Source organism: Rubinisphaera italica (assembly GCF_007859715.1).
Taxonomy (GTDB): domain Bacteria; phylum Planctomycetota; class Planctomycetia; order Planctomycetales; family Planctomycetaceae; genus Rubinisphaera; species Rubinisphaera italica.
This window is the reverse complement of sequence record NZ_SJPG01000001.1, coordinates 6223246-6249061: the sequence shown is the minus strand read 5'-3', so window position 1 is coordinate 6249061 and position 25816 is coordinate 6223246. Positions and strand designations below refer to the sequence as shown.

Here is a 25816-nt window from a genome sequence, read left to right as displayed (position 1 = left end):
TTCCTTGAACTTTACCAATCAGACTTCTATTCTTATCGGAAGGTCTGCCTTGCGTGTGAAGAGGAATTGTCTTGTTCTCAAGATGCATTTCGTTCTGCTGATCCTATCAGCTTGAGATTTAATAAAAACACTTCAGTGGAAAGCCCTCGTCAGTGCTACTCGATTCCTATCTCAAACTGACAGAGCCCACACTGGATGGGGAAAGTACCGATACGCTGCACGAGAAAGAGATTAGTATTGTCTCTTTCGAACAGATCATCAATCGGGCCAACATGCTTTCTCAGAATGATGCAGGCACGGAAAATAAATCCCGTTCCGAACATTCGCCTTTTCGAATCATCAAACTGCTCGATAAAACGTCCCCCAAACTACTGGAAGCTGCCTGTAAGGGAACGCTTTATAAGAAAGCGGTGCTCTCACTCTGCCAGCCGAATGCCTCTTCGGGAACGACCAGTTCCTCCTGGAAAAAAGCCGTTTACTTTGAAGTGACCCTGGAAAATGTGCATATCACACGCGTGCATTTAATGGGCGATCCGACAAATGTGCCCTGCGGAATCATGAATTCCGAAATTCTGCAGATGGGGCCACTCGAACAGATTGACCTCTCCTACCGAAAAATCAAGTGGCTCTATAAAGGTGGTACGGGCACAATCAATATCAGTGGTAGCTGGAATCTGGGAACAAACTCGAACGCATAGCGGGAAGTGAATTCATGGCCACGAGTAATGTGTATCTCATCCTGAGTGAGAAACTTTTTGATGAGACGACCGATGGCAAGTACGGAACGACTGCCATCAATCGGCCGGGGGCAATCGAAGTTCTGAACTTTGGATTTTCGATCAATCAAGTCGGTAGCGAAGATCCCGGTCGCCCTCGCAGTGTGGAAAAAATCGATCGAACCGATGTGAAAATCACAAAAGCGGTCGATTCCCGTTCGCCGTTGTTGTTCAAATACTGCTGTCAGGGAAGTTTCATCGGAGCAGCCGAGATTCAATGCTTCGGCCCCGATCCTTCAACACCCTATCTGGTCTACCGTATGCAGTTTGTGCATATCAGCAGTTACACACCCTCCGGTGGAGGGGATGTCCCGACCGAAGAGATCGGCTTACGTTTCGGAGAAATGGGAGTCCGCTGGAACGATGCCGGGATCGGCTCGGAGCGTCAGGGGAATTCCAAAACCGGCACGCTGCACAGCAACTGGAGTTGGGTCATGGAGTGGCCGGTCACGCTGGGCGATCCTATTCAACGAATCAAAGGGATGGATGGCGAAGAACATCCCACCGTTGGTTAATTCAGCTGTTTGATTATTTGCGATTATTCTCAAGTCAGGATCAGAAGAATGAATACTCAGATCTATCTGCTATTGAAAAAAACGGGAGATTTCAATCCGGCTACACTCAATTTAAAAGATGTGAAAAACCTCATTCTGGGTGATGCCCTGGATATGCCATTCGTGAAATGGATTCGTGTCACCGGTCTGGCGAATTCAATTGGCTTCAGTTCGGGAACGATTCGATCAATCAATGCTACTGGCGACATGGTCGAGAAAAGTTATGGTTCTTCGGCTGGGTCCTACAGTGATGCATTGAATGCTTCCTATGTCGATCAAACTGCAAATGAAGTGGAAGATGACTTTATACGGCATCACGGGGTTCGTAGGGGGCAGGCTACAAGTAAGTTCAATTCCTACGCAGGGAAAAATCGTTTTGGAGCCCAGGGACGTTTACAGCCCAAAGTGCAAGGGCAGCAATTTTCACAAGAGTCCGTATGGAGAGATGATGATTGGGTGGATTCGCCTGTTCAAGCACCTGCAGGGGGAGCAAATTTTACTGGAGGCGTAGCTGGCAATACCTCTTTTACCCGCTTTCAAAACTCCAAACTAAAAATTTCATTACCCGATCACGACAGCCTGACATTCACCAAAAACTGCGACAATGCAACACCACAGCTAGCATTTGCCGCTTCTGCCCAGGAACCGGTTAAACACGCTCTGTTTGCGTTTCGGCGAAAAATCGGCAACGGGGTCCAGGGAATTCGAGTTCCTTTTATGATCATCTGGCTCCGGGAATGTTTGATTGAAGGTTGGGAACTTAATGGAGATGTCGAAACCGTCAAAATTAAATACAAAACCATCAAGTGGTGTTCCTACGATCAAGTTTCCGACTGGAACATGCCCACAGGAATGAGTAATCGTGATTGGGATACTCAGGATCAATCAGGTGGTGAAGACATTAAAACATATGTCATAATGGCTGCCATTGCAGCAGCGACGGCTGCGTTGGGTTTAGGATTGTCGATGGGTCTGTCTCCTCTCAGTTCGAATTACACCGCAGGAGACCGGACCAAAACCCTCAAGCTGATCGAGTAATTCACTCACTTCTCACGTACTCAACAGCTGACGACACAGACACTGGAGATGATTATGGCTGGCATGATGTTTATGAAATTGACGGGTATCGATGGAGAAGAACCGATCGGCTCCTCACCTGCCCAGAAGATGATTGCGATCGCCAGCTATTCTCATCAGGTCACAACACCGATTGCTCAGCTTCGACCAAATTCTGGTGAAGATATGCGAAATCGCCGCGGACCATGTGATCATGGTCTATTTGTCGTGCAAAAAGGTTTCGATAAGACCAGCTCAAAACTTTTTTCCGCATCTTGTAATGGAGTCATTTTTGATAACGCTGTAATTTATGTTTGCAGTCAGGATCGAAACAGTCTGACGAACTCCAGTAAAATTGCTCCCTTTTTCACGATTACCATGACTGAAGCAATCATTGCTAACTTCAGTTATGAGTCTTCCGGGACCTGGCCCATGGAAGTTCTTTCCCTGCATTACACTTCAATCAGTTGGAAAGTTGACTGGATTGATCCCGATGAAGAAAATGACACGGCTTCCAAATCCAAACTCGAACCCGTTGGCTGGGATGGAGAACTCGATAAAGAATCGCCGACCGATGTTCCTTCGGCACTGAGCTGGAAATCGAGTCTGCTTTAGAATTTCGCTCTAAACATTTGTAGAAACATGCTCTTACTTTTGCTCTTGATTACTTAAATCGGACACTGATATGCCGTCAATTGTTGGTTGGGTCGCTTTTCAATTTCATATGGGAAGTAATAGCGATAATGTCATGGGGGGAACTGGAAGTGAGGTGACCGGCTTTACTCCAGAGGGCGTCCCAATCTCCACACCGGTGACTCTCGATGCCGCCAAATTGGGATGGTACGCCACAGGACGAACCTTCAGCGAAAAATCCGTGAAATACACTCCGGAAGGCAAGGCACAACAGACGATCCCTACAACTTCCTGGGGGCAGGTGCGTGAAATCCAATATGGCGTTGTCCGTGACTATGGTGGAGTCAACAGTAGTGGAGGTCCGCAACAGTCCGGGCGTGCCGATCATCGTTTAATTACTATGCAACGGAATATCGATCAGGTCACGCCGAATTTATTTAAACATTGCTGCAATGGATTCCAGATCCGCAGACTCGCCTTTCTCGATTCGACGGAAACTCTCGGCAATATTATTGTGGTGGCCGAAAATTGTCAGGTCGTCAGTTTGTCCACCTCGGAAACGCGATTCTTCAAGGACACACGGCGTTATAACCTGCAAATCCATGGCCAGTCTCCGAATATGAGTTTGGCGGGATCGGGAGCCGATGAATCGACTTTTATGGGGCCGGTTCGCGTTGAAAGCCTTTCCATTCTCTATACGAAAATCAGTATTAAAGTCGCAGGATCTGCCTGGCAGGGTTGGGACACGGGTACAGAACAGGCTTGGAATGATCCGGGTTATGTTGTGACTTAACCATTAAACCCTTTCGCACATCGATTTCAGAAGCTGATCTGGTCATTTTGAGAGAAACAGAATATGGCGATTGCACATTTGGCAATATTAACTACGGCAACGTTTCCAACAGGGCAGAATATCTGGACCTGGTTCGATGCGTATACACCTCGAACGTTAACGAATAATGTGGCCTCTGGGACGATTCAGGTTACCAATATTGAAATTCCAGGCGATTCACTGGTTAAACCTTATCGAAGTTGGATTTCGATCCAAAGTTTTCGATTTGATCTTTCAGCCAGATCAGGCTCCAATAGTTACAGCATGTCCCTGATTAAACCTCACGATCGAACCTCTCCGAAACTCTTCAAATACTGTGCGAATGATACGAAAATTAGTGCGGCAGTTCTGGAATTGACTCATCCGGACCGTGCCATCCCCGATAAAGACAATCGTGGGACAGATACGGGATCTGCCAAGCACAAGACGACCTATTTCCTGAGAGATGTCAGAATCCGTAACTTCATGTCTTTTGGTGAGGATACCACTGGCACGCAGAACACATCGGAAGAAATCTCGTTAACTTATTCTGGTTTTGGTGTTATTTACGATACCATTAATGACGGAAATGTCCGCGAGAAATTCGACTGGTAAGGACCGTATTAACCAATACCATCGTCGAAGTACATCTGACTGCCGGATTACATTTTACTTATGTGCTAGCTGGAGTTTTGTAATGCTTCAGTGCTAATTAAAAATCCGGGTGCTTGGGATTCGCTTTTGCAAATCAATCACGACTTGTGAGGGTATCTCGCAATTGGTCAGATCGAGTTTTTCCAGATGATTCAACTGTGATAATTTTGAAACTTCCGATTCCGGAAAACTGGTCCCAGCCAGGTTCAGAAAGATCAATTCGTCCAACTGACAGATCTCATCGATCCCGGCTGCACTCAATTGACTCTCGGAAATCTGCAGAGATTTTAACGAACCCAAATCAGCAAGAACGAGTTGATGTATTTCGGAATCTGACACATCGTTGAGATGAACGGCTTGAACTCTCCCCAGCATGGTCTGTCGCGATACCACAAATCCTCGAATGTCAGCAACGCTCGACTGCTCACGATAAGCTGTCCAAACAAATGAAAGCACAACGATTAAACCAACAAAGATCAGACTGATTAAAAATCGATTACGCATATTTTTTTGCGGTGTCGTATCGGAGCGAGCCTCCATAAGTTCCTCATGCAGTAAATTCTATCGATTATCGAATACCTGAAACGATCCTGTCGAACTTTCATAGTAATTTCAAGATGAGCACTCTCTCAAGCCGCGAAGTTTTGTTTGGTTAACGGCTTCTGATTCTCACTGAGCTTGTATTCGTCTTCGTTGGATTGAGCCACTGTTCGCTCATCGAATAACCAGGACAGCAACGCAGGGAGAATGATGATCGAAACAATTAAGCAGCTGGCGATCCCAGTAACCACAACTTGCCCCAGTCCTGCCAGTCCGCGATGAGAAGCGAAGGCCAGAGAACCGAAGCCGACCATTGAGGTGAGGGTGGTCAACACCAGCGCCCGGCACGTATTTCCCGACATCGTATAGCGTTGTTTGCTGCGATAAAAATCGTGAATGACATGTACGCCATCATCAATACCGATGCCTAATACGAGTGGCAGAGCAATAAGATTGGCAGGTGTGAATGAGATTTCGAACAACGACATTGAGCCGAGAAGCATTGCTGCTCCAATAGTGGGGGGCAACAAAGCGAGTAAGCCAATCACACAGCGCCGTTTTTCCATCACCAGACTGAAGGCGACAATCAAGCCTGTGAAGGCAAACAGAAGTTTTAATAGGGTTAGCTCCGAAGCCAAATCCCAGTGACTCCAGAAACGAAGTCCCACAATTCCTGAAATTGCCAGCACGCATATTGGCCAGACTCGAACAATCGTTCTTTTGTGACAGACATCGAGCATCAGAATGAGAATGATGGCCAGAGCCGCATAGGCAGCCGCGTTCAGATAGCTCTCTTTGAGTTGTCGCGACGCTTCAAAGTTCTGGATTGGCACGCCAGTTACATCGCTTTCGACTGTGCGAAGATCGGTCACAAATTGCTGTAGGCCGGCATCGTCCCAGACATCGATATTCGGTCGAATCTGCAGGAGCCAATCGCCTTCGGCACTTCGGAATCGCTCGACGATATCCTGCTGGTACATCTGTTGAAGTTCGAGATGTTCCTGCAGGTTGATTGCGATGAGCCGAACTTCCGACCATAATGAGCGAATCATTTCCCGCTCTGCTGCTCCGAGAATTTGAATTTGAATATCAAATGGTTGCTTTGCGAAAATATCCAGAAAATGATCGACTTCGAGTCTCAATTGTGTGCTGAGAATAGTTTCCGTTTGAGTCAGTTTTTCGAGAATATTTTCCAGCCGTTGTCCCACTTCGGAAGGATTGTGCGGCAAGCTGGCCAGAGTCGGGCTCTCCATCGAGACTGCTCGCCGAACACTCGCTTGCAGAGCTTGCTGATTCATCCCACTTGCCAGTCCGTTCTCAGGCATACCGGGATATGTGTTGAAGCCGACCGTCTGCTCCGAAGCCAGTTCGATGACTTCTCCAACAGTCTCCAGTTTTCGAAAACGATCTGCCTGCTCAATGGCCTGCTCGCGTGAAGCATACCAGGTGACCGCATACAGAACATCGTCATCCTGATTCTTCGTCAACGCATTTCGAGTTTCCAGAGCCGGCAAATCGCGAGGCTGCATGTTGAGCAAATTCGCATCGTATTTCACGAGGCAGTCTGGGCCATGAGAACTCCATTCCCAGGCATTCAGACATAGTCCCGAGATGGGTAACAGTGTCAGCAGTAATGTTCGGAAGGGGCGTTCGACGACTGAAAACCTCAGCAAATTCATGAACGCAGTATGCTTGACGGCATGTGCTTCAATTGTACGAGAAAGATCAGTTCGTTTTTTGGAACTGATCAGAACAACAAGTGGTGGGAAGATGACAAAAGTTGCCACAACAGCGAGTAGAACGCCCACTCCCGCAATGATTCCCAACTCTGCGACTCCGGGAAACTCCGTGAAGCCTGCACATAAAAACGCGACCGAAGTTGTTAAGGCCGCAGTGACTATTCCTCGTCCGACAGTATGACCTGCCAGAGACAGTGAAGCATCAACCGCACGCCCCTGGCTGCAAAAGTCCTGATAGCTCGACAACAGATGGATTCCGAAATCGATACCAAGTCCGACCAGAATCGCAGCAAATGCCATCGAGAGGATATTTAAATGGCCAATCAGAAATGTTGTCGCCCCCAATGTCCAGATCATGCTGACGCCAACCGTTACGCAGCAAATGATCGGTAACGAGAGTCCTCGGTAGCCGAAGATCAGCAATAGAATAACCCCGGTTGCAGAGAGCAGCGAAGCAAGTGTCATATCGGCCTGCGAGCGCGACATCTCTTCGTATTCGAGCTGAGGAATTCCGGTGACACCAATATTCAATTGAGGAAATCGCTGCCTGCAGGCCGAGACGATTTTATGCAACGATGCCAGCGTTTTTTGATACTTATCTCCACCCGCAATCGTTTCGGTCTGAGGCACGAGTGTAATCAGACTGCTTTCATCCGTAGTCTCGGCTTCAATGAGTGTGGATCGATCTGCCGTGGAATTCACTGCGGATTCACTCTGATTTATCTCCTGACGGTCCGGAGATCCGACATAGCGATGCCAGAACTCCTCGTTGGCAGTGACGGAGTCGGGAAAAAACTGTTTGAAGGAATGATCAATTTCCTGCAGGGATCTCTCCAGCGATTTAGCGACCCGATTGGTGACCAGCAGAGGATCTGGTGTCGAGCCGTAATCCGATGAACTGAGTTCCTGTTCCGAAATCGACAGCAGACTCAATAGCGGCGAACCAGCGGCATTCGATTGAGTGATGGATTCGGTCAGTTGCAATTCACGAGTCAGCAAGTGTACCTGTTCGGAAAATTCGAGTGCTTCATCGGGAGCATAAAAGGAATCGACCGTCAGCACATTCTTGAACTGATCGGGACGAGAAAGCAATTCTTTTTCAAACCAGGTCACCGCCTGCTTTCGCAGAACAGGATCTGAGCCTTCGACCAGAATGACTAACTCATTGGATTCTCGAAAACGCTCGCAATATTCCATCCAACGCTGATGAAATTTCGCATCCGGACTGATGAGATCGGATCGGTCGGATTTGAACTGAAGATTTGTCAGAGCCGCAAGACCGCAGAAGAGCGTCGCACAGAAAGCAACCAATAGCGTTTTCAGAGGGTGGGCGCATACAAAAGCAATGATCCGACCAGGCAGATTGAGAGCGAACGATTGTGTTGGACTTCCCTGTCTCAAACCAGCAGCCTCTAACTCACTTAAATTTCTCGCAACTCTGTGGATCACTTCTTAATCGAAGTCTCAAATAAAGCAAATGTTACTCTAAGAGAGCAGCCCAAACACTATAACCACTTTGAGATGCTTGCGGCAGTCAGATTATTGAAGCGTGCGAGAATTGGGAAAGCTTGGGCCAGTTTCAAAACTGACGGGAGCGCATTGATGAGACCGTGAAGTCGATGTCGTCTGATTCGGTCAATTTTGTGGGTTCGAGTTCTGCCCGACTGCTGGGGAGATTCAATCGAATCGGTTTCCGCTTGAATTTCTCGGATGAGTCCTTCTCCTGCTTTGCCAGTGAGAGGTTCGCGGTTTTTGTGGAAGTCTCTTTCACCAGATTCGGTTCCATCTGATTGATCGACGAGACCTTCTTTTTGCGGGGGATCAAATCGATTCCCAGCCAGGGAGAGCTTTGCCCGCTGCTGTGCTGGAACATCGTGCGTCCAACTTCGCAGCCACTTGTCACGAGAATGATGGACAAGAGCATCGTCGTTTTACACAAAGTTCTCAGTAAATGGTTTTCTGGCATCCATGCCATGATCAACTTCCTCGGGGAATATTTGCTACTACAGGGGAAAGGTGGCTTCCGGGATTCAGTTTCACTCGAATTCATCAGTCTCTGCCTGAGCAGTCTGCTCGGCTTCATAATCGACATCCGGCTCATATTGGCCGGAGATTCCCCGACCGGGAACCAAAGAGGAAAAGCTTGATGGCATTCGTGAGGAAGCACATCCACTTGAAAGCAGGATTAAGGCAGACAGAACCCACCGGGAGGAAATCGGTGAGATCACTCTGAGATTAGGCATGTTTTTCCGAATCATTTCGGCTTTCTCCAATCCGTCATGGATGGTGAATTCAACATTATTTGAAAGATGTCACAGGAAACCGTTCCAGAATCCTTCCAGAGATCCCTGTGAATTAGCCGCTATTTAACAGCTTTTCGGTTCTTTTTGAAGACCGGTTCTGCTCACTCAAGACCCCGTTGCCACTTCACAACATGATGCAACTGAGCATCATTGACATAAGCCTTTACATATCAATGGGATATCGATGCAGATAAGTTTAAATCTGATTCCTGTTGTTTTTTTGCATCAGTCTGCCAGATTGCCTATTCACCCATTGGGACGTAATTTTTTGGAAATTTTACAATGACGCAAGCCTTTGCAGTGTAGGTAATTACGCCGCCTTCAACCCACCCAGCTCTACCACGCTGAATCACCCTTCTTACCCATTGGCACACCGGCTGCTTTACATCTTGTCAACGACCTGACACACACTTCAAAACAAACTTTCTTACTGGAGACCACCACCATGACTCAACTCATCAACGCTCTTTACAACGACGAAGCTGGTTTCATTGTTTCTGCTGAACTCGTTCTCGTTGCCACGATTGCCGTGCTCGGAATGGTTGTCGGACTTTCCGAAGTCGCTTTCAACGTAAATCAGGAACTCGAAGACGTCGGATCAGCTTTTGGCTCAATCAATCAGAACTTCCACTACAACGGAACAGCCGGTCACAAAGGCGGAATCGCTGGCAGCAAATACAACGACGAATGGGATCAGTGCGATGATTCCTGCGACGTGAGCTGCGATGTCGCCCCAACCGGCGAAAGCTACTAAGGAGCATTCTGCTCCACCGGGGGCAGTCGCACGAAGGACTAGAGACTGAGATCGCTGAGTCTGCTCCTGCAGAACGAGAAATGAATTTGTGAATCAAATTAGATTTGGGGTTAGTGGGGAGAGGTTAGAGTAAAAGCCGAGGGCGGAAAGCGGAAAGCCGTAAAGGTAACGGTTTCCCAGTGGCTCCAAACCCCTCGGCTTTCCACTCTCCGCTTTTGAACCCTCTGGGGGCTCCGCTTCGCTGCGACCCCAGCCACCCAGATAAATACTCTAACCTCTAAGCACTAATCTCTAACCTGTATCAACATTCAACCATTTATCTCTGGCCTCTGGCCTCTCGCCACTGGCCTCTCTCAAGGAGACCTGAACGATGAACATTGCACACGCGTTATACCACGATGAAGCTGGCTTCATCGTTTCTGCAGAACTGGTCCTGATCGCGACAATTTGCGTTGTTGGCCTGGTGGTCGGCTTGTCCGAAGTCGCCTGGGGCGTGAACGAAGAACTCGAAGATGTTGGCTCGGCCTTCGGTAGCGTTAACCAAAGCTTCGCCTACCGCGGAGCAGCCGGCTGCAAAGGAGCAGTGGCGGGAAGTTACTTCGGAGATGAATACGACTACTGCGACAGCCAATGGAATTTGGCCTGCGACTCTCAGCCGACTGCGGAAAGTTATAAGTAGGTGAAATGAAAGCCGAAAGTGGAAAGCGGAAAGCCGAGGGGTTCGGAACCGCTGTAACAATTTCACCCTTTTCGGCTTTCCGCTTTCCGCCCTCCGCTTTCGAAAACTCTTCTGCGGCTGCTTGAAGTGTGTGGTCTCCAATAGCCGCGGAAAAAGCAAACAGGCCCGACGATCAATGATCGCCGGGCCTGTTGTGCGTTAGCAACAAATTCGATTAATAAGGTTCGAAGTAGTAGCTGGTATCGAATCCGCTGATACCACCGTTGTTGTTGAGGAAGATTTGATTTGTGAAGTCGGAGTTAACCGCTGCGAATCCTCCAAGAGCTGCATCGAATGCTGGGATCAGTGAATTGATCTGCATCGTGCTTTCTCCAACCCCTGGGAAGAGGAAGTTGTCGGAGTTAAGAGGAGGATCAATGATGGTCAAGTCTGGTGGCAGTGGTGTCATTGTCACGAAGGTTGTTCGAGCTGGTAGTCGAGTTGCATTTCGTGAACGTGTGCCACTGTTGAATGGACCATTATCATCTGCTCCTCCATCGGTGCCGTTATCCTGATTCTGAGTACGGGATTTGAAGATAGGTTCATTGTTGTTGTAGAAGGCGAAGTTCTGGTTGTCAGTAGTTCCGCCTGTTCGAGAGGCTCCGAAGACATCAGCAGATTGACCGGTCAGGTTTGACAATGAATCGATTTGAATTCGTGCCAATGGATCCTGTTGATATCCACTAGGTGTGTACACGTCGTTTGCACCGTTACGCGGGTTGGTGTTCTGATCGGTCCAGGCTCCACCGGTCGTTGCTGGATTAACTGTGGAGGTGAAGGTATGCATCCAGAAGTCAACCCCATTGTTACCCATCATATTGGTATCGTCGATAGAGGCTCTCAATCCACCTAATGCAGCTGGGTTAACAGTGTTTGGATCCTCAAAAGGTCGATTGTTTGGCGTGTTACTGTCAGCTCCTGTCGTTCCGACACGGAAGACAAGTCCCCCGCCGTTGTAGCTGTCTCCCAGAGCATTGTTGACGATCTGGTTTTGGCCAGTGCCGTTGAAGCCTGGATCAGCAGAGATTGAGAAGTCCAGGAAGGCATTGGCAAAGATGCTTCCATCCTGAGCTAAGTCAACGTCGGCTGACACTTCATTGCTCTGTGTTGTTGAAGCAGTGATCAGGTTGTAAATCCCCTGCTCACCATTTCCTGAGACAATAATATTGTTGATATCAACCGAAGCCGCACCGTCGCCTTGCACTGTGGTATCAATACCTCGTCCACCATTGTCGCGAACCACGTTAGTATCGAAGACCACTTCGATTTCAGGATTGCCCGCACCGGTTGAGTTAGTACGAGTATTACCACCGGGATTCACCGTCATTTGAATACCATCACGCAAGTTATCTTGAATTAACGAGTTGGTCATAACAAGATTAATATCTTCAAAGAAGCCTGTTGAGGAGAGGTTGATTCCGTGAAGAGTATTATTACTGATAACGGAACGATCCACATACCCGCTTGAAGGTGAAGTTACATTCAAGCCGCTTCCACCGTTACCATCGATAAAGGCATTGCTGACGGTATAGAATCCGACACCAGGAATATTAATACCATTTCCTCCGTTATTGGTAATCATAACAGCATCAGAGTCGAGTCGACCGTCACCATCGAGGTCTTCGCCGGGATCCAGGAAGCCGTTATTGTTCAGGTCTTCCGTAAAGTTAGATCCGATCTGCAGAGGACGAAGGGTATTATTCAGATCACCAAACACACCTGAGAGGTTAATACCATCACCTGTGTTATTGTCGATTTGCAGGCCGACCCAGGTTCCAGTGATGGAAACTTCATCAGTGAAGTCATTCTGGTTTGTGACCAGGAAGATCCCGTTGGCACCGTTGTCATTAATGGTGCTGTATCGAATATCGACCAGCATCTCGGCATCACCCTGAGCAAACAAGCGGACACCATTGGCTCCGTTACCGGAGATGTCGTTCTGCTGGATCAGATATTCATCATTGTTATTTGCCAGATTCGCAGTCAAGTCGATACCGTCTCCACCGTTACCATTGATGACACTGTCACGAATGACAAATGCTTCTGCTGGTGGGGCAGGAACCGTATTGGTTGAGAATGGGAATGGTGGAACCAGAGTTGAAAGCCCCAGTGGTGCGATTGGTGAAGGAACAGAAGCTCCTCCTGTCCCACCTGGGATAGTCAACAAGGGTGGAATGACGTTGGCATCATCACCGACGATTGCCGATTGATTTCGCACCACGTTGATACCATCTCCGGTCCCGTTAGTACCGTTGTTGGAGATCGTCGAGTTGGCGATCAATGGTGTCTGGAGTGACGTAGAACCGGAGGCCACGATAGAGATACCATTATTCAGGTTACCGCTGATTGTTGTTGGACGAATCGTGCCAGGGTTGGCAGGGTTCACGACAATCGGATCACCAATTCGCATGTTGTCAAGCATTGCATTGTCGTTCAGGACAATGCCAATACCTTCTCCGTTGAAGTTAAGGTTATCATTGACACCACCGGCATCAGCATCCTGATTGCCATTGATGGTCACATTATCGAGTCGAAGATCACCCACGGTGTTTTCAGACATTTCAATTCCGAGTCCAGCATCCTGGTTGCCATTGATTGTGCTGGCTTCCGGAGTACTACCAACCAGAGTGAACTGACTGTTGTCTTCGGCGGTAATGTGGTAACCAATACCATTATTGTTGTTCACCGTGTTACCGAAGAACCAGGACTCTTCATCGGTTGGATCAGGAGTCAACAAGGTATTCGGAGGAATAAGGCCGTTGTGATAAATGGCGTTGTTAGAAAGTTCGACGTTAATACCACCCAGACCATTGCCGGAGATATCGTTCACGCAGATGATCGCATCGAGATGATTGTTCAGATTCAGCGAAGTATTCAAACCATAACCAATGTTGTTGTTGATCTGGTTGAGTCGGTAGTGAATCTGGTTATCTCCCTCGTTGTTCGTAGCGAACTGAGGATCGATCAGGCGAACACCGTCTCCCGTATTCCCGTTGATCAGGTTGTTCTCGATGATCACATTGTCGAGATTACTATTGAGAACAGAGATATTGATACCGTTGCCCATTGCACCGGGATCGATTTGGACCAGGTTGACTGGTGTTGGTGTGGCTGCAGCGTAATGGAATGGTCCGACATTCTGATTGAATGTTCCATTCAGAGGATTCGTCGTTGTTCCATTAAGTGGTGTTGGGTCTGAATAAGCATCCGATGCGTTCAGATTGACAACATAACCAAGGTCCTGCAGCGAACCGGCAGTAATTCGGCTCAGAGGATTCGGGCCTGGTGAATTCAGGAAGCCAGTCATCAACTCATTGTCGAGAATTGACTCTCTCCAGTGTCCATCAGCTGTTCCGGGTCCACCGCTGTTTTCCACTGGTACCCCAGTGTCAGCTGTTCCGAAAATTGTATTGTATTGTGCTGTGGCCAACGCTCCCGTGAAGCGGGTATCTGTTACGCCATCGCCGTTACTTGGATTTAGCAGCAAGCCTTGAGTCTGCCAGATGGTTCCAATTCCGAGGACGTGTCCCATTTCATGCAGGATAACATCTTCCAACTGACCACTCGCTTCGAGTGCAGCCAGGTCGGCGGTATCGAATTGCATGATTCCCTGGAATGGAATGTTAGATCCCATTCGTAAGCCAGTCGGTCCGGCCTGTCCGAGAATACCGTTCACACCATCGATGGCAACAGCCTCAGCTGAGATCTGGATATCATCAATGGCTCCGACATCGGGAACATCACCCACAATAATTTCCGCCCAGCGATTAGCAGCCGACTGGAAGATGACCTGCTGTGAGGCAGACAATCCACCCTGGAAGACGACATCAATATTGAACTGACTGATCGGATTGAAGGTCTGCAGATTCCCGTTGCCGTTAATCAGGTTGCCTTCAATGAAGGGGTCAGTCATTGTCGAGTTGAGCAACTGGAAGTTAATACCATTCACACCGTTATTAGTGATTTGGTTGTTAGCAACTCTGAGCCCACTGAATGGAGTATCTTCAGCACTGACATAAATACCGTCCTGAATGTTTCCGCTGAGAATACTTTCCTGGAGGGTAAAGTCGTTGAATGTCGTTCCCAGTGATCCTGTATCCTGAATGTCGATCAGCAAACCATGGTTGGTATTGTCAGTGATTGCTGCGTGAAAAATTCCGGTTCGATCCAGAACACCGTCGCCGTCGAGGTCTTCAGTCAAGTCCAGAATTCCATCGTTGTCGCGGTCTTCGCCAAGATCCAGAATTCCGTTTCCGTTGGTGTCTTCAGTCAAATCCAGTATTCCGTTGCCATTGGCATCTTCATTGACACTGGTCAGTACTGCACCGTTATCGAGACGAATGTGAACTCCATTGCCGTCTGTGGTGTCGAGTCCATCTTGGCCGTTACGCAGGAACTGGTTCAAAATGGTATAGGTACGTGTTGTTTGATCGGCTGGGTTAGACAGTGTGAAATCGAAAGCCGAGTTGGAAGGTCCCACCTGGACAGTCAATGAACTGCTGTTATCTCCGTTGATGAACAAACCGTTCAAACCGTTGTCGTTGAATTCGCTTGGGACAACATTGACTATCGCTCCAGTGATAGAATCCACTTCGAACGTGCCGCTCATTGGAGTGAGCATGTCGAATGTTGAACCATTATCGGCTTCAAAGATTGCCCCATGTCCGAAGTTGCTGTTGGACAAGTGAGCGTTTGGCGAGGCCAGTGTGATTGTTCCACCGTTATCAGCTGCTGCTCGGAAACCATATTCGTTCCCCAAAGCCATCGGTGCGGTTTGGACATATGGATTCTTTACCGTTGGCAGTAATCCGGCCTGGTAAGGATTGTTGAAAGAGGTATCGTTGCTGATGACATTGGCTTCAACCGTTGCACCATTATCAGCGAACAGATTCATACCATTCTTGTTACCGACATTGTCATCGGTATCGGAAACCGACAGAACCGTTGTCGGTGGAATCAGTTGGATATCACCATTGATATCTTTGGCGGTGAATGTATTCACAACATTTCCATTGGCATCCAGACCCTGCTGACGGAAATATTGCATTTCGTCCAGGTGAGTCACGTTGCGGGAAATGGCACCGTAGTCGAATCGTCCGTTACCGTTGGCATCTTCGCCGACGTCCAGGACACCATTACCATTCGTATCTTCAGTGAAGTTGGAATTGATGCTGTTACCAGCTCCGTCTGCAACAATGCTGATACCAATACCCAGGTCATCTGCCCCGAGTACGCCATCTTTGTCGTTGTCTTCGCTGACATCGATGATGCCATTTCCATTGAGGTCCTCCCCAATATCGAGCTTACCATTTCCGTTCAGGTCTTCAGTACCTGTGAGGAAAGCATCCAGAACACCGTTGTTGTTAATATCTTCACCGAAGACATTGAACACAAGGTTATCATTCACACGCAGATTCAAGTTACCGGTTGTGGCCGTATTCTGATTAATGGTAATGCCAGAGTTTGAATTAAAGCCATCACCTTCGATGCGGTTCAATTCGACAATACCCTGGCCAGTTCCCACATGGGTGATATTGACACCGTGAACAGTATCGATGATTGAGTTGCTGTTGATATCGAAGTCGGTCACACCGGTTCCGTTGTTGCCACCGGCACCTGCATGCAGGTTGATCGATGGATCGAGCAGATTAGCCGTCACGATACCGCTGTTGAGCATCGTTGGCATATTCGGATTGGCACCACTGATCTGGAAGCCAGAAACTTCCGTATCAGATTCGCAGGCCACAGAGAAACTGTTATCGATGGTGACGACAGAGTAGTGTAATAATGGGTTGGTGATTGGTGGTGTATCGTTTGTCAGGATTGGCCGTGGGTCGGTGACAGGATCGAAGATGGTTCCAAACAGAGCCGTATCATCTGCCGTCGCTCCCGGGATTGCATAAGTACCGGTTCCCAAGGCTCCTGCGTTCGCCTGAACCATATGAGGTGCATAAGTTAGAAGTTCATTTCCGCTCGCGCCAAGAGTTCTGACAAGTCGTCCTGTTGATGCCAGGAGTCGTTGATTTTCAACAATCGTGATCCCTGAGTTCAGGTTGTTCGTGAAGAAACTTCCATCCGGTACAACACCCGGTTGAACAAGAACAATATCGAACTCAGCCTTTTCAGCTCCTGTCAAATTATTCCAGGCTTCCGTACTGTTGAAGGGATTCTCTGAAGAACCATCGCCAGCAGCCAGAACATTATCGACTTCAAACGGATCGATATGTGCAACCGTGATCGGCGAATTGTCAAAGCTGTTCAGCAATGGGATGCTGTCGGAAACTGTATATTGTTTTGTACTGACGCGGTAGTTACGTTCTTCAGGACGCAGCATGTAATCGTGAACGCGAGGCTGTCGCATCACGCGTGAGGCCCGACCATCAGGAAAGTTGTAAACGAAACTGAGCTGTGAACTGGTTCCGAAAATGTCGTCGTTGGTATAACGAACATCCATCGTTAGGTCTTCAGTCAGATTTGCATCGACATGAGCCATGAAGCCCACTCCATCCTGACCGCGATAGGATGATTCGTAATACAGACCGAAGTCCCAGTTCATGCCGAATTGACCGAGCAGTGGAATTGGTCCACCAATCGAGGCGTCGGCATGGTTATAGGCGACTTCGCGGTATCGATCGCGATTCAGGTTAATCTGATTACCCGCGAAGAATGGGTTCACGGTATCGATAGACTCGCCAATGAAATCATCTTTATCACTCAAAATGCGGTTCACATTCACGCGGGTACGCCAGTAACGCGAGGTCATCGCCCAGCTGACACCACCCTGTAAATACTGATTGACGTGGCCGCCATCGTAATCGAGCCAGATCGACTGCGAGTAGACGCGGTCGCCGTAGGCATCGTAATTACGACGTCCCAGTCCCAGGTTGAAACCCCCATCCGAGTTGTTCGTGAACAAGCCGCGGATGTCGAAGAACATCAAACTGTTCTCATCCAGAGCTTTGGGGATGAAGGCCCCGACGTTGACATAGCCATCGTCGTAACCATACAGGCCGCCGTTGCGTTGGTCTAAACGAAACTGAGTCGTAAAGACATCCCCGGACATCCGATAGCCGAGGTTCGGGGCATTGTACATTTCCTGGTACACAGGAGAGGATTGAGGCAATCCTTCCCCCATGCCGTTCAACACGGCTCTTCCCGTTCCGTCATCGGAACCGATGACGTGCGGAATCGGTGGAGGCGTCGAGTTGTCGTCCGATAGTCGGACGCGACCCGATGAGTCCACTTCATCTGCCCAAGAGGAGATGACAGGAACACACAGCATACATGCTGTCGTGATACAGGCGAGAAGACGTTTCATTGAGGGCTCCAGCGTCATGCTGACTGAATCCTGCTAAGTTCGGGAACTTGCTGTCGAACTTGCGACAACTCATTCAGTTGGAAATACTTATGCGAGAGGTCAATCTCTGAAAGGTGTCCTGAATACGTTCACTCAAACCGAGCGCAGTCAGGTTATACCGGTTGTGCCGAGAATGGCGGTTACTCTGAATTTCGGATCATTACGACCGTAAAGTTGAGTAGAATCGTTCTAATCCGCATAAGTTCACAGGATGTTTCCTCTGCATATTTATATCCCGAGAGGGGACTTTCGTCGTAAGATGTTTCCCACATAACAGTTACGACAGAACACTCCCCTGAAAATCAAGCGCCGATATTTCTGGCATTTCGACTTCAAATGCTGCTGCAAATTGTTTGATGGACACGATTTGGTTTTGATTCAAATGTCATCCCGTCAGAAGTCATGGCGGATATCAATATGTGCACGTTTTGCCATGCATTTGCCTGGCATTTCACAATCTGCGATTATGACGACGAGCTCATTAAACTTTCACAACAGGGCGAGAACGATGAACATTCAGACACAATTTCCTGGAACGGATCAGGTCAGACGATGGGCGACTTTCACTGCGATCGTGCTCACTTTTCTTACGTTTGCCTCTCAAAACAGGATTCATGCGGAGGACTCTTCACAACTCCAGGCCGCTTTTGAGGAACGGGACATCACGCCCGAAATCGGTATGGAACAGCCCGGTGGCTACGGCAAGTCTTTTCACAGATCACTGCACGATCCCTGCAAAGCTCGCATTGCAGTTTTTGCAAACCCAAACGAAACGGCACGCGAATATGCAGTCGTCATCAGCCTGGATGCCTTAATCGTCCGTCGAAAAACCGTCCTCAGCGTCCGCGACAAAATCGAAAAGGCGACCGGCATCCCCCAGAGTCGCATCCTGATCCATGCCACCCATTCTCACTCTTCCGGCCCGACCGGGATGATTCTCCCCGGCGAATATGATCAAGCCGACGAGTTCATTCAGGATCTTGCTTACAACAAATCGAGCTGTGCCGATGCGAAATATCTTGAAACTGTGGAAAAGCAAATCGTCGATGGTGTCGTTACTGCCTGGAAAAAACTGGCTCCCGCCAAATTCGCTGTAGGCCGAGGCCATGAAGACACCGTCGCCCATAACCGCCGCTTTTTCATGAAAAACGGTTTAACGGTCACTCATCCGCGACCCGGCAATCCCGACATCGTCAAAGTTGCCGGCCCGACCGATCCCGAAGTCGGCGTGCTGGCTTGCTGGAATGAAAAAGGGGAGATAACTGGCTGCATTGTCAATTACGTCTGTCATGCGACCGCCAGCCCCGGCGGGATTTCTGCCAACTATATTTATTACGTCGAAAAAGTCATCAAAGGCATGTTTGGAGATGATCTCGTCGTCGTCTTCATCGCAGGGGCATCTGGCGATGTGACGCAAGTCGATAACTTGACAACGGTTGTGCCGAAATCTGGGGAAGCCTCTTCGGCTCTAGTCGGTGGTCGTATTGGAGCTGAAGCCGTCAAAGTGATGCTCAATATGACTCCCGGCACCGAATGCAAACTCGATAGCCGTCAAACCGTTTTGAAAATTCCACGACGAGCCCCCCGACGCGAACATCTTGAAGAAGCTCGCAGTCTGATTGAGCAAGAGCCCCAAACTGTTGGAACCGCCAACTGGACCTTCGCTAAAGAAACTCTCCTGCTTGAAGCTCGGCTCAAAACCGAGCCCGTTGCTGACGTCGAAATTCAGGCACTGCAGATCGGCCCTGTCGTTATCGTCACTAACCCCGCTGAATATTTCTGCGAGTACGGCCTGCAAATCAAAGAGGGGAGCCCGTTTCCGTACACGTTTATTGCGTCTTTATCAAATGGCTGCGTTGGCTACGTCCCGACTCTGGCCTCTTTTGGCGAACACGGAGGCGGCTACGAAACTCGCCTTTCGAGCTACAGCAATCTGGAAATCACAGCCGGAGACCAAATCCGCGATACGGGAATCGCTCTCGCGAATGAATTAAAACCGGGAGCAGTCCCGGAGCCGAAACCGATTCCAACCTTCCAGGGTCCCGCATGGTCCTATGGAGATGTGCCCCCGCAGGTCGATTAAAAAAACGACGGGTGGCTGGGGTCGAAGCGCAGCGAAGTCCCCAGAATTCACAGTAGAAGTAGGGTGCGTCTTGACGCACCTTTCACTCGAAGTTGTTGAACCAGACGTTTTAACAATGGCTGGTTCAACAGTTAAACTTGAGCATACTGAGATCGTCCGAAATTGATGGTTGATTGGTCACTACAATCATGGCAAGGTGCGTCAAGACGCACCCTACGAAACTCCCAATTCATTGATCCAGTTCCTCTACAACTTGTGAAAGGGCCTCTCGGAACTCGTTGAAGTTCTTGCCTGCCAGTGTTACTTCAAATCGTGCTTCGGCTGAATCTCCAATGATGATGAAGCATCGATCGGCAAACTCATTGTCACGATGAACGATAACCGGGCGGTCGTAGTAGAGACCGACTTCAACCGAATTGTTTTCGTCATACGCATTCGAATCAGATTTTGCGAGGAGATGCTTCAATTCGGCAAAGACATCGAGACACGGGATGCCACATTGAAGCGACACGAAAGGTGACTCAATTTGCAGGCACCAATGCTGACGTTCTCCAAGTATCTCATCGACCGCCAACTCCCAATCTCCCGAGCGTCCAAAAGCCGCCATTCCATACTCAGTCATCAGTGTCTAGCTCCAGATATTCACACCATCTACCAATAGATTCGGTACCATCTGCTGGTGTTGCCAGTGAGTGCTTTGCTTAATTTTCTCGACGAACTCGGGACGGACGAACTTGGCTCGTCCCGTGACACCGCCGTCCGCCTCCGTTCGCAAGTACAGACCTTCCATCAGGTTGTCAGGTCGTTTGGTGATTGGGTTGTCGAAGTGACTGTCAAACTGCGATGGCCCGATCAGTTCTTTGAGGTTTTCACGACCAAGTGTGCCTGTGTATATGACCGGCACCGTCTGGATTCCCGTCCCTTCGAGCAGCGACAACCGACGTTCCAGATCGAGGAACGATTCTGCCTGTTTGTCGTAGATGTCGAACTCGAAGAAGTAATGCGTCAACTTCCGGTAATGGACCGAGTGCCGGGCGTAGACCCACTCACCAAACAAAATGAAGCCGTTCTCTAACATCTCATCCAGCACTTGCCGCTTCGCCGCCGTCCATTGCTTGAACAGATCGTACTGTGGGTGCATCCCCTCGGTGATGAGATGGCCCCGGCATTGCAGGACCATCTCACCAGAATCCAAGAAGTGGATGCCGACATTCGTACCGTCGATTTTTTCCTCAACGATCAATGACTCGTCGGCGATGAACGCCTTCGATTCGTCTTCGCCGAGATGCTTGTCGTCATCCGTCCCCTTCGACACAAACAGATGGGGCGTGCGAGGGTATTTGGTAAAATCACCGTGGGAAGTACCCATCGTTAGGCTCTTTGCTGAATCTCGTTTGCATTTGGCAGAAGCGTCTCGCCTACCAGATTGTCCATCAGACCCATCATTTGACGCCATCGTGCTTCGACCATAGCTGTGTAGAGATGTCCCGGAAGACCGTAATTTCCCAAAGAAAATCCATCGTTCACTTCCACTAGAACTGTCGCACCAGAGGTCGTAACAGCCCAGTCCAAAGAGAATGCGATGGGGCGATCCTTGAATGCTGGGATCGCCTTTTGCATTATGCTGGGATCCGGGAACAGAAGTGGATTACCCTTATAATAGCACACCTGAAGAATTCTGTCCCTCAGAATGTAGCTTCGCCATTCTGACTCGAAGCACAAGGTTTCCTGACATAAGATTTGAACGTCATCATCCAGATGTGCAGTGGGTATCAGGTTACTAAACTTTGACACGACCAATCCCGTGAACATTTTCTGGTGAATTAGTGGCTTTATATGAATTGCTGGCTGAAATTCGCTGTTAGTGGCTACGCTGCGAAATTCGCCGAGCGTTGATTCCCATATTCTTCGTGCCGCATACGGCCAGAGATCACGAGGCAGATCATCTATTTGCGGAGCAGTACGTCCGGCACGTTGAAGTGCTAATAGCACCGTTCCCACACCCGCTCGAACGATTGTTGAATCTGCTTCTTGGATGAGAAGATCATCAAACTTACCACTATTGAGTTCCTCGAAGCGGAACCTGATGACTTCATATCCACGTTCCCAGAACTAATAGGCGGAGCGTTCAAAATTGTCGTAAGTGGATTGTCCTTTGTCGATTTGTTGGACCAAGACTCGCATCGTGTTATGTTCTCGGATTCTGATTGGCGATTTGTAGAAGGAAGGAAGGCAGGCGGGAGCCTGCCCTACTTGACTGGATAGATCTCGTAGACTCCTCCCTGTTTGACTCTGATATCCTTAAAGCCTCCCATTCCACCGGTAATGTAACCTTCCAACTGTCCTTTGAATTCCAGTTCCTGTTGCCGTGCAGCAAATTCGAGTGTGCCGTCGGTCTGAATGAGAATATCTCGCCGCTTGTACTGTCCTGAAGCAATTGGTCCAAGTTCAACTTGCACGCCAGGCCCGGTGACAATGAAACTATCAATCGTTTGGTTGCTATTGTTGTAGACTCGAACAGTGTATTGCATTGATACAGCGACTGCTGATAGGGCGAAGTAACCAGCCACGGGGAAGTTGGCGAGCAACAAACTGCCTACAACCACGGCTTGCAAAAATAGTGTGCGACTGGAAATTAGTTGGGCTCTACTCTCAAACCACAGGTGACGACAGAGAGCGGATGCGCCCATGTAGAATGCCACGAGGCCGACGAGAATAGTCAGCCCCCCTGCGGCTTCCAGCCATTCCCATTGGGTATATCTCCACATCACATAAATGAGTGTTCCAACAAGCAGCGGGCTGGCTCCAAGTACAATTGCAGACTTTAAGAGCCGCGGCATGTTCATGACTCGCGAAAAATGACTTACCTGTTGATTGTCAGAGGCCATTTTCAGTCAGACATATTTTGAATATTTTGCAGAATGTGGCTAGTCGGGCAACATGTCCACACTTGTTGTAGACATGCATGACGCAGCATGAGTGAATCCTACACAATTCAAACGGTTACATCTTGTGCAATCCCTCAAGTGAAGAAATTTCCATTTTACATTCCGGTCACTTTACATTCTCAAATCTAAGCCTTGAAAGACCCAAATCTGATGAGGATTCGTCACAGAACTGCTTAAGCCTCCGCCGCCCTGAAAGAATCTTTCAGGGCCACCCGCGTCTGAAATTGATGGTTGATTGGTCACTACAATCATAGCAAAGTGCGTCTTGACGCACCCTACGAAACTTGATGATATGCCCGCAGAAACTTTTCAGGCAGACTTTGCCAGCAAATTTGATTTCGACGCGGCTACTTGCTCGACATATCCAAAGCGATGCAGGCAATCCAGTTCAAGTTGCAGGACATGAGTCCGCAACTCCGGCTCCCATTCGATGGAGGATCGGGGAGATTTGCTGACGCCGACGTCTTCAAAATTCCGGATGAAGTCGGCATCAAAATCGAGTCCTGCCTGCTCGAGTGCAGTGACAAGGTCCTCACGGAGATTCTCCTGCTTGCCAACAAAATTTACTTGAGGACTTATGTAGCCATCGTAAAGATTGGTCACATAGCTCGGATGTTTTGCGATAACATTTCGGACATACTGATTGAACTCCGCGGCTCCCAGTCCATCGATGTTGGCATTAGGATGCCAGCCATACGCCTTCGAAGCTTCGGCAAAAGAGAGCCAGTTGCGGTTCGGTTGAGACATGTATTTGAACCAAGACTCATACCACTTGAGGGGATGTCTTACAAAGCAGAACATGTACGGCTCCCGATTTCCAAATCGAGCATTCCGCACAGTGTATCGCAACTGATTCTGAAGACGTTTCTTCCAGGTCTTGCCGGCAAATGTAAGATGTTTCAAGTCGGCATGCTTGTGCGAAAACCGAAACGCGACCAGATTGCTTTCCTCAAGAACCCGGGTGACCCAGTTTCCGCCGGTCTTGGGAATGTGCAGGAAGACAGAGCCATTCTTCAATAAGAGTGCCATCGCAAACTTTCAATTTGCCCGTAAATAGATGAGGCAGGGTGGCGGGGGCGCTCCGCTTAAGCGGAAGCCCCCGGAAGTTCGACGATTCGGGGGATTCTCTTCGAGAGCGCCCCCGCCACCCTAATTTAAGCAGCCTTTTTATGCTCATCGCCCAGAAAGACATCGGTCGGTAAGACTTTTGTCGAACGAGTTTTCTCGAAGACCATAATTACGGATCGACCAGTCAACAGTGACCAGGAATTCGTGTGTTGATAGATCTCCGTGTTGCGTTTTTCATTATTTTCATAGTTCTTCGAAAAGAAGAGCGAACGCGACCAGAGTTTGCCAATGGTTTGAATGGTCCAGTATACGGGAGCCAGGAAGGCCCGCTTCGATTTATCGGCTCGTGCTTCCGCGACGCGTGCCCCGAAGAAATCTCCCAGGTATCGCATTGAGTGATACGACATCGGTGAAATGTGAAAACGGTCGACCGCTTCTTCCGGACCGTAGTCGGTCAGTTGAGATGGATGAAATTGATAGAAGGTCCCGGTGAACAGGAACTGCAATCGGGACCACATATTCATAATGTTTGGTGTCGAGATAATAACCGTTCCACCAACTTTGCTGACACGAATTAATTCGCCCATCAGCAGATAAGGGTTGAGTACATGCTCGATGCCTTCGAGGCAGATGACTCCATCGAAGGTTTCATCGTCAAAGGGGAGCCGCTTGGTCATGTCGGCATAGACAAAATCACCGGCATGTCCATTGATATCGCCCGGCGTCACTTGATGGCCCTGTGCCCGCAGAGCAGCCGTCAACTTCCCGCTGCCAGCCGGTAAATCGAGAATATGCTGACCAGGAGTCTTTTGACCGAAGATCTCGACTGCCTGCTGCATATAGCCAGGAAAACTCTGCATCTTATGTTCACGCATCGGAATATACTCTCTGGCGATAACCCAATCAGGGTTTTGTTTACTTAGTTCGTAGGTCTGGCATTGCCCGACATCCAACATTCAACCTTCAGCTCTAAACCTTCAACCCGAATTCACGCCGCCAACTTCTGAACCTGCTTACGTCGATAAACGGCGAAAACAGTATGAGCATAGCGGTTCGCATAAGCTTTGGAGGAAAACCAGAAACGTCGCATCAACGTGAGTGGACCTGAACGCGGTTTTTCGACAACTCGCAAGTCAACCAGTTCATATTCTGCGGGACAGGCTGACTCAAAGAAATCGACAACTTGTGAAACATTGAAAAACCATTTGTGACGATCGACTGGTTTTTGATGCGGCAGGCCGTAATGCAGAATCTCGCCGCGACCACGTCCCACTTTCTGACGGGCTCCGCACCAGCAGTTGGGCAGAGAGACGATGACGTCCTGACTGCTCACTCGAAACAGTTCGTGGAACATATCATGCAGATTATTAATATGTTCGAGCACTTCAATGCAGATTACGCTGTTGAAGGAACCATCGGCGAATGGCAGCTGTTTGCACTCTTCCAGATTGATGACCTGATCCGGTTTGCCGACAATATCGATACCGTAGTATTCTTCCTTCGGCAGTAATTCCCGGAGTGGAGCTTCATAGCAGCCCACATCGAGAACTTTACCTTTAAGCACACCCCGAAATTGCTCCAGCAAATACTGACTGCGAGCGGGACGTGTGCGGAACGATGCATAATCTCTCTGCGATTGCACCATCGAATTGTCATCCTGACTGATAAAGAAAATGGCTTCCTGCCAATTGGCCTTGTCTTCAGATCATAAGTCAACCTGAGAAAACAGGTCAAGACCTTGTCAGAAGATCAGTCTGGTCAATAACTTCAGATATTTGCAGCCTCTTCGTTATATTCATTCATTGCCAAATAATGTGAGTTT

The 25816-nt window shown here is 48.9% G+C and carries 21 protein-coding genes; 9 read left to right on the top strand and 12 right to left on the bottom strand.

Going from position 1 to position 25816, the window contains the following annotated elements:
* Nucleotides 1–152: 152 nt before the first annotated feature.
* The 6 genes from Pan54_RS23855 (at nt 153) to Pan54_RS23830 (ending at nt 4445) form a co-directional block, all read left to right on the top strand.
* Complete coding sequence (locus Pan54_RS23855; RefSeq protein ID WP_146505941.1) at nt 153–698, top strand: Hcp family type VI secretion system effector; 546 nt, start codon at nt 153–155, stop codon at nt 696–698.
* Between the two features lie 14 nt (nt 699–712).
* Nucleotides 713–1291: a type VI secretion system tube protein Hcp gene (locus tag Pan54_RS23850; protein ID WP_146505940.1), complete on the top strand. Its 579-nt coding sequence runs from the start codon at nt 713–715 to the stop codon at nt 1289–1291.
* A gap of 48 nt (nt 1292–1339) precedes the next feature.
* Nucleotides 1340–2368, top strand: a complete 1029-nt coding sequence (locus Pan54_RS23845) for a type VI secretion system tube protein Hcp (RefSeq protein WP_146505939.1) — start codon at nt 1340–1342, stop codon at nt 2366–2368.
* Nucleotides 2369–2422: 54 nt separating this feature from the next.
* On the top strand, nt 2423–3001 hold the full coding sequence (locus Pan54_RS23840) for an Hcp family type VI secretion system effector (protein ID WP_165441948.1): 579 nt from the start codon (nt 2423–2425) through the stop codon (nt 2999–3001).
* Between the two features lie 70 nt (nt 3002–3071).
* On the top strand, nt 3072–3812 hold the full coding sequence (locus Pan54_RS23835) for a type VI secretion system tube protein Hcp (RefSeq protein WP_146505937.1): 741 nt from the start codon (nt 3072–3074) through the stop codon (nt 3810–3812).
* A gap of 63 nt (nt 3813–3875) precedes the next feature.
* Entirely contained in the window at nt 3876–4445 is a 570-nt protein-coding gene (locus Pan54_RS23830; RefSeq protein WP_146505936.1) for a type VI secretion system tube protein Hcp, read from the top strand.
* A gap of 93 nt (nt 4446–4538) precedes the next feature.
* Here the strand turns inward: Pan54_RS23830 and Pan54_RS23825 are convergent, their stop codons facing one another.
* From Pan54_RS23825 to Pan54_RS23810, 4 genes are all read right to left on the bottom strand, one after another.
* Nucleotides 4539–5024 (bottom strand): hypothetical protein, encoded by a 486-nt coding sequence (locus tag Pan54_RS23825; RefSeq protein ID WP_146505935.1) that lies wholly within the window; start codon nt 5022–5024, stop codon nt 4539–4541.
* A gap of 89 nt (nt 5025–5113) precedes the next feature.
* A complete protein-coding gene (locus Pan54_RS23820; RefSeq protein ID WP_146505934.1) occupies nt 5114–8074 on the bottom strand; it encodes an MMPL family transporter in 2961 nt (986 codons plus the stop codon).
* 268 nt (nt 8075–8342) lie between these two features.
* On the bottom strand, nt 8343–8738 hold the full coding sequence (locus Pan54_RS23815) for a hypothetical protein (RefSeq protein ID WP_146505933.1): 396 nt from the start codon (nt 8736–8738) through the stop codon (nt 8343–8345).
* Between the two features lie 61 nt (nt 8739–8799).
* The gene (locus Pan54_RS23810) at nt 8800–9006 is read right to left on the bottom strand and encodes a hypothetical protein (RefSeq protein WP_146505932.1); all 207 of its coding nucleotides are present in this window, start codon (nt 9004–9006) and stop codon (nt 8800–8802) included.
* 505 nt (nt 9007–9511) lie between these two features.
* Between Pan54_RS23810 and Pan54_RS23805 the strand changes: the two genes are divergently transcribed.
* A complete protein-coding gene (locus tag Pan54_RS23805; protein WP_146505374.1) occupies nt 9512–9820 on the top strand; it encodes a branched-chain amino acid aminotransferase in 309 nt (102 codons plus the stop codon).
* A 370-nt stretch (nt 9821–10190) separates the two neighbouring features.
* Nucleotides 10191–10499 carry a branched-chain amino acid aminotransferase gene (locus Pan54_RS23800; RefSeq protein ID WP_146505931.1) on the top strand — a complete coding sequence of 103 codons (309 nt, stop codon included), beginning with the start codon at nt 10191–10193 and terminating at the stop codon, nt 10497–10499.
* Between the two features lie 214 nt (nt 10500–10713).
* On the opposite strand, the gene Pan54_RS23795 is transcribed toward Pan54_RS23800, so the two are convergent.
* On the bottom strand, nt 10714–17856 hold the full coding sequence (locus Pan54_RS23795; protein WP_165441947.1) for a beta strand repeat-containing protein: 7143 nt from the start codon (nt 17854–17856) through the stop codon (nt 10714–10716).
* Between the two features lie 547 nt (nt 17857–18403).
* Between Pan54_RS23795 and Pan54_RS23790 the strand changes: the two genes are divergently transcribed.
* Nucleotides 18404–19978 carry a hypothetical protein gene (locus Pan54_RS23790; RefSeq protein WP_242631415.1) on the top strand — a complete coding sequence of 525 codons (1575 nt, stop codon included), beginning with the start codon at nt 18404–18406 and terminating at the stop codon, nt 19976–19978.
* A gap of 229 nt (nt 19979–20207) precedes the next feature.
* Here the strand turns inward: Pan54_RS23790 and Pan54_RS23785 are convergent, their stop codons facing one another.
* The 7 genes from Pan54_RS23785 to Pan54_RS23755 all read right to left on the bottom strand — a co-directional run bounded on the left by Pan54_RS23785 (nt 20208) and on the right by Pan54_RS23755 (nt 25639).
* A complete protein-coding gene (locus tag Pan54_RS23785; RefSeq protein WP_146505929.1) occupies nt 20208–20600 on the bottom strand; it encodes a hypothetical protein in 393 nt (130 codons plus the stop codon).
* 6 nt (nt 20601–20606) lie between these two features.
* Nucleotides 20607–21347 (bottom strand): RNA ligase family protein, encoded by a 741-nt coding sequence (locus tag Pan54_RS23780; RefSeq protein WP_146505928.1) that lies wholly within the window; start codon nt 21345–21347, stop codon nt 20607–20609.
* 2 nt (nt 21348–21349) lie between these two features.
* Complete coding sequence (locus tag Pan54_RS23775) at nt 21350–21970, bottom strand: ATP-grasp domain-containing protein (protein WP_242631484.1); 621 nt, start codon at nt 21968–21970, stop codon at nt 21350–21352.
* Nucleotides 21971–22227: 257 nt separating this feature from the next.
* A complete protein-coding gene (locus Pan54_RS23770; RefSeq protein ID WP_146505926.1) occupies nt 22228–22818 on the bottom strand; it encodes a hypothetical protein in 591 nt (196 codons plus the stop codon).
* Nucleotides 22819–23235: 417 nt separating this feature from the next.
* Complete coding sequence (locus Pan54_RS23765; protein ID WP_146505925.1) at nt 23236–23955, bottom strand: sulfotransferase family 2 domain-containing protein; 720 nt, start codon at nt 23953–23955, stop codon at nt 23236–23238.
* Between the two features lie 125 nt (nt 23956–24080).
* Nucleotides 24081–24854, bottom strand: coding sequence for a class I SAM-dependent methyltransferase (locus Pan54_RS23760; RefSeq protein WP_165441946.1), 774 nt, complete (start codon nt 24852–24854; stop codon nt 24081–24083).
* A 128-nt stretch (nt 24855–24982) separates the two neighbouring features.
* A complete protein-coding gene (locus Pan54_RS23755) occupies nt 24983–25639 on the bottom strand; it encodes a class I SAM-dependent methyltransferase (protein WP_146505923.1) in 657 nt (218 codons plus the stop codon).
* Between the last annotated feature and the right edge of the window lie 177 nt (nt 25640–25816).

Bases quoted from the DNA above. Each gene is read 5' to 3' on its own strand.
- Pan54_RS23850 (WP_146505940.1), top strand. From the start codon at position 713: ATGGCCACGAGTAATGTGTATCTCATCCTGAGTGAGAAACTTTTTGAT.
- Pan54_RS23845 (WP_146505939.1), top strand. From the start codon at position 1,340: ATGAATACTCAGATCTATCTGCTATTGAAAAAAACGGGAGATTTCAAT.
- Pan54_RS23840 (WP_165441948.1), top strand. From the start codon at position 2,423: ATGGCTGGCATGATGTTTATGAAATTGACGGGTATCGATGGAGAAGAA.
- Pan54_RS23835 (WP_146505937.1), top strand. From the start codon at position 3,072: ATGCCGTCAATTGTTGGTTGGGTCGCTTTTCAATTTCATATGGGAAGT.
- Pan54_RS23830 (WP_146505936.1), top strand. From the start codon at position 3,876: ATGGCGATTGCACATTTGGCAATATTAACTACGGCAACGTTTCCAACA.
- Pan54_RS23825 (WP_146505935.1), bottom strand. From the start codon at position 5,024: ATGGAGGCTCGCTCCGATACGACACCGCAAAAAAATATGCGTAATCGA.
- Pan54_RS23815 (WP_146505933.1), bottom strand. From the start codon at position 8,738: ATGGCATGGATGCCAGAAAACCATTTACTGAGAACTTTGTGTAAAACG.
- Pan54_RS23810 (WP_146505932.1), bottom strand. From the start codon at position 9,006: ATGCCTAATCTCAGAGTGATCTCACCGATTTCCTCCCGGTGGGTTCTG.
- Pan54_RS23805 (WP_146505374.1), top strand. From the start codon at position 9,512: ATGACTCAACTCATCAACGCTCTTTACAACGACGAAGCTGGTTTCATT.
- Pan54_RS23800 (WP_146505931.1), top strand. From the start codon at position 10,191: ATGAACATTGCACACGCGTTATACCACGATGAAGCTGGCTTCATCGTT.
- Pan54_RS23795 (WP_165441947.1), bottom strand. From the start codon at position 17,856: ATGAAACGTCTTCTCGCCTGTATCACGACAGCATGTATGCTGTGTGTT.
- Pan54_RS23790 (WP_242631415.1), top strand. From the start codon at position 18,404: ATGAACATTCAGACACAATTTCCTGGAACGGATCAGGTCAGACGATGG.
- Pan54_RS23785 (WP_146505929.1), bottom strand. From the start codon at position 20,600: ATGACTGAGTATGGAATGGCGGCTTTTGGACGCTCGGGAGATTGGGAG.
- Pan54_RS23780 (WP_146505928.1), bottom strand. From the start codon at position 21,347: ATGGGTACTTCCCACGGTGATTTTACCAAATACCCTCGCACGCCCCAT.
- Pan54_RS23770 (WP_146505926.1), bottom strand. From the start codon at position 22,818: ATGCCGCGGCTCTTAAAGTCTGCAATTGTACTTGGAGCCAGCCCGCTG.
- Pan54_RS23765 (WP_146505925.1), bottom strand. From the start codon at position 23,955: ATGGCACTCTTATTGAAGAATGGCTCTGTCTTCCTGCACATTCCCAAG.
- Pan54_RS23760 (WP_165441946.1), bottom strand. From the start codon at position 24,854: ATGCAGAGTTTTCCTGGCTATATGCAGCAGGCAGTCGAGATCTTCGGT.
- Pan54_RS23755 (WP_146505923.1), bottom strand. From the start codon at position 25,639: ATGGTGCAATCGCAGAGAGATTATGCATCGTTCCGCACACGTCCCGCT.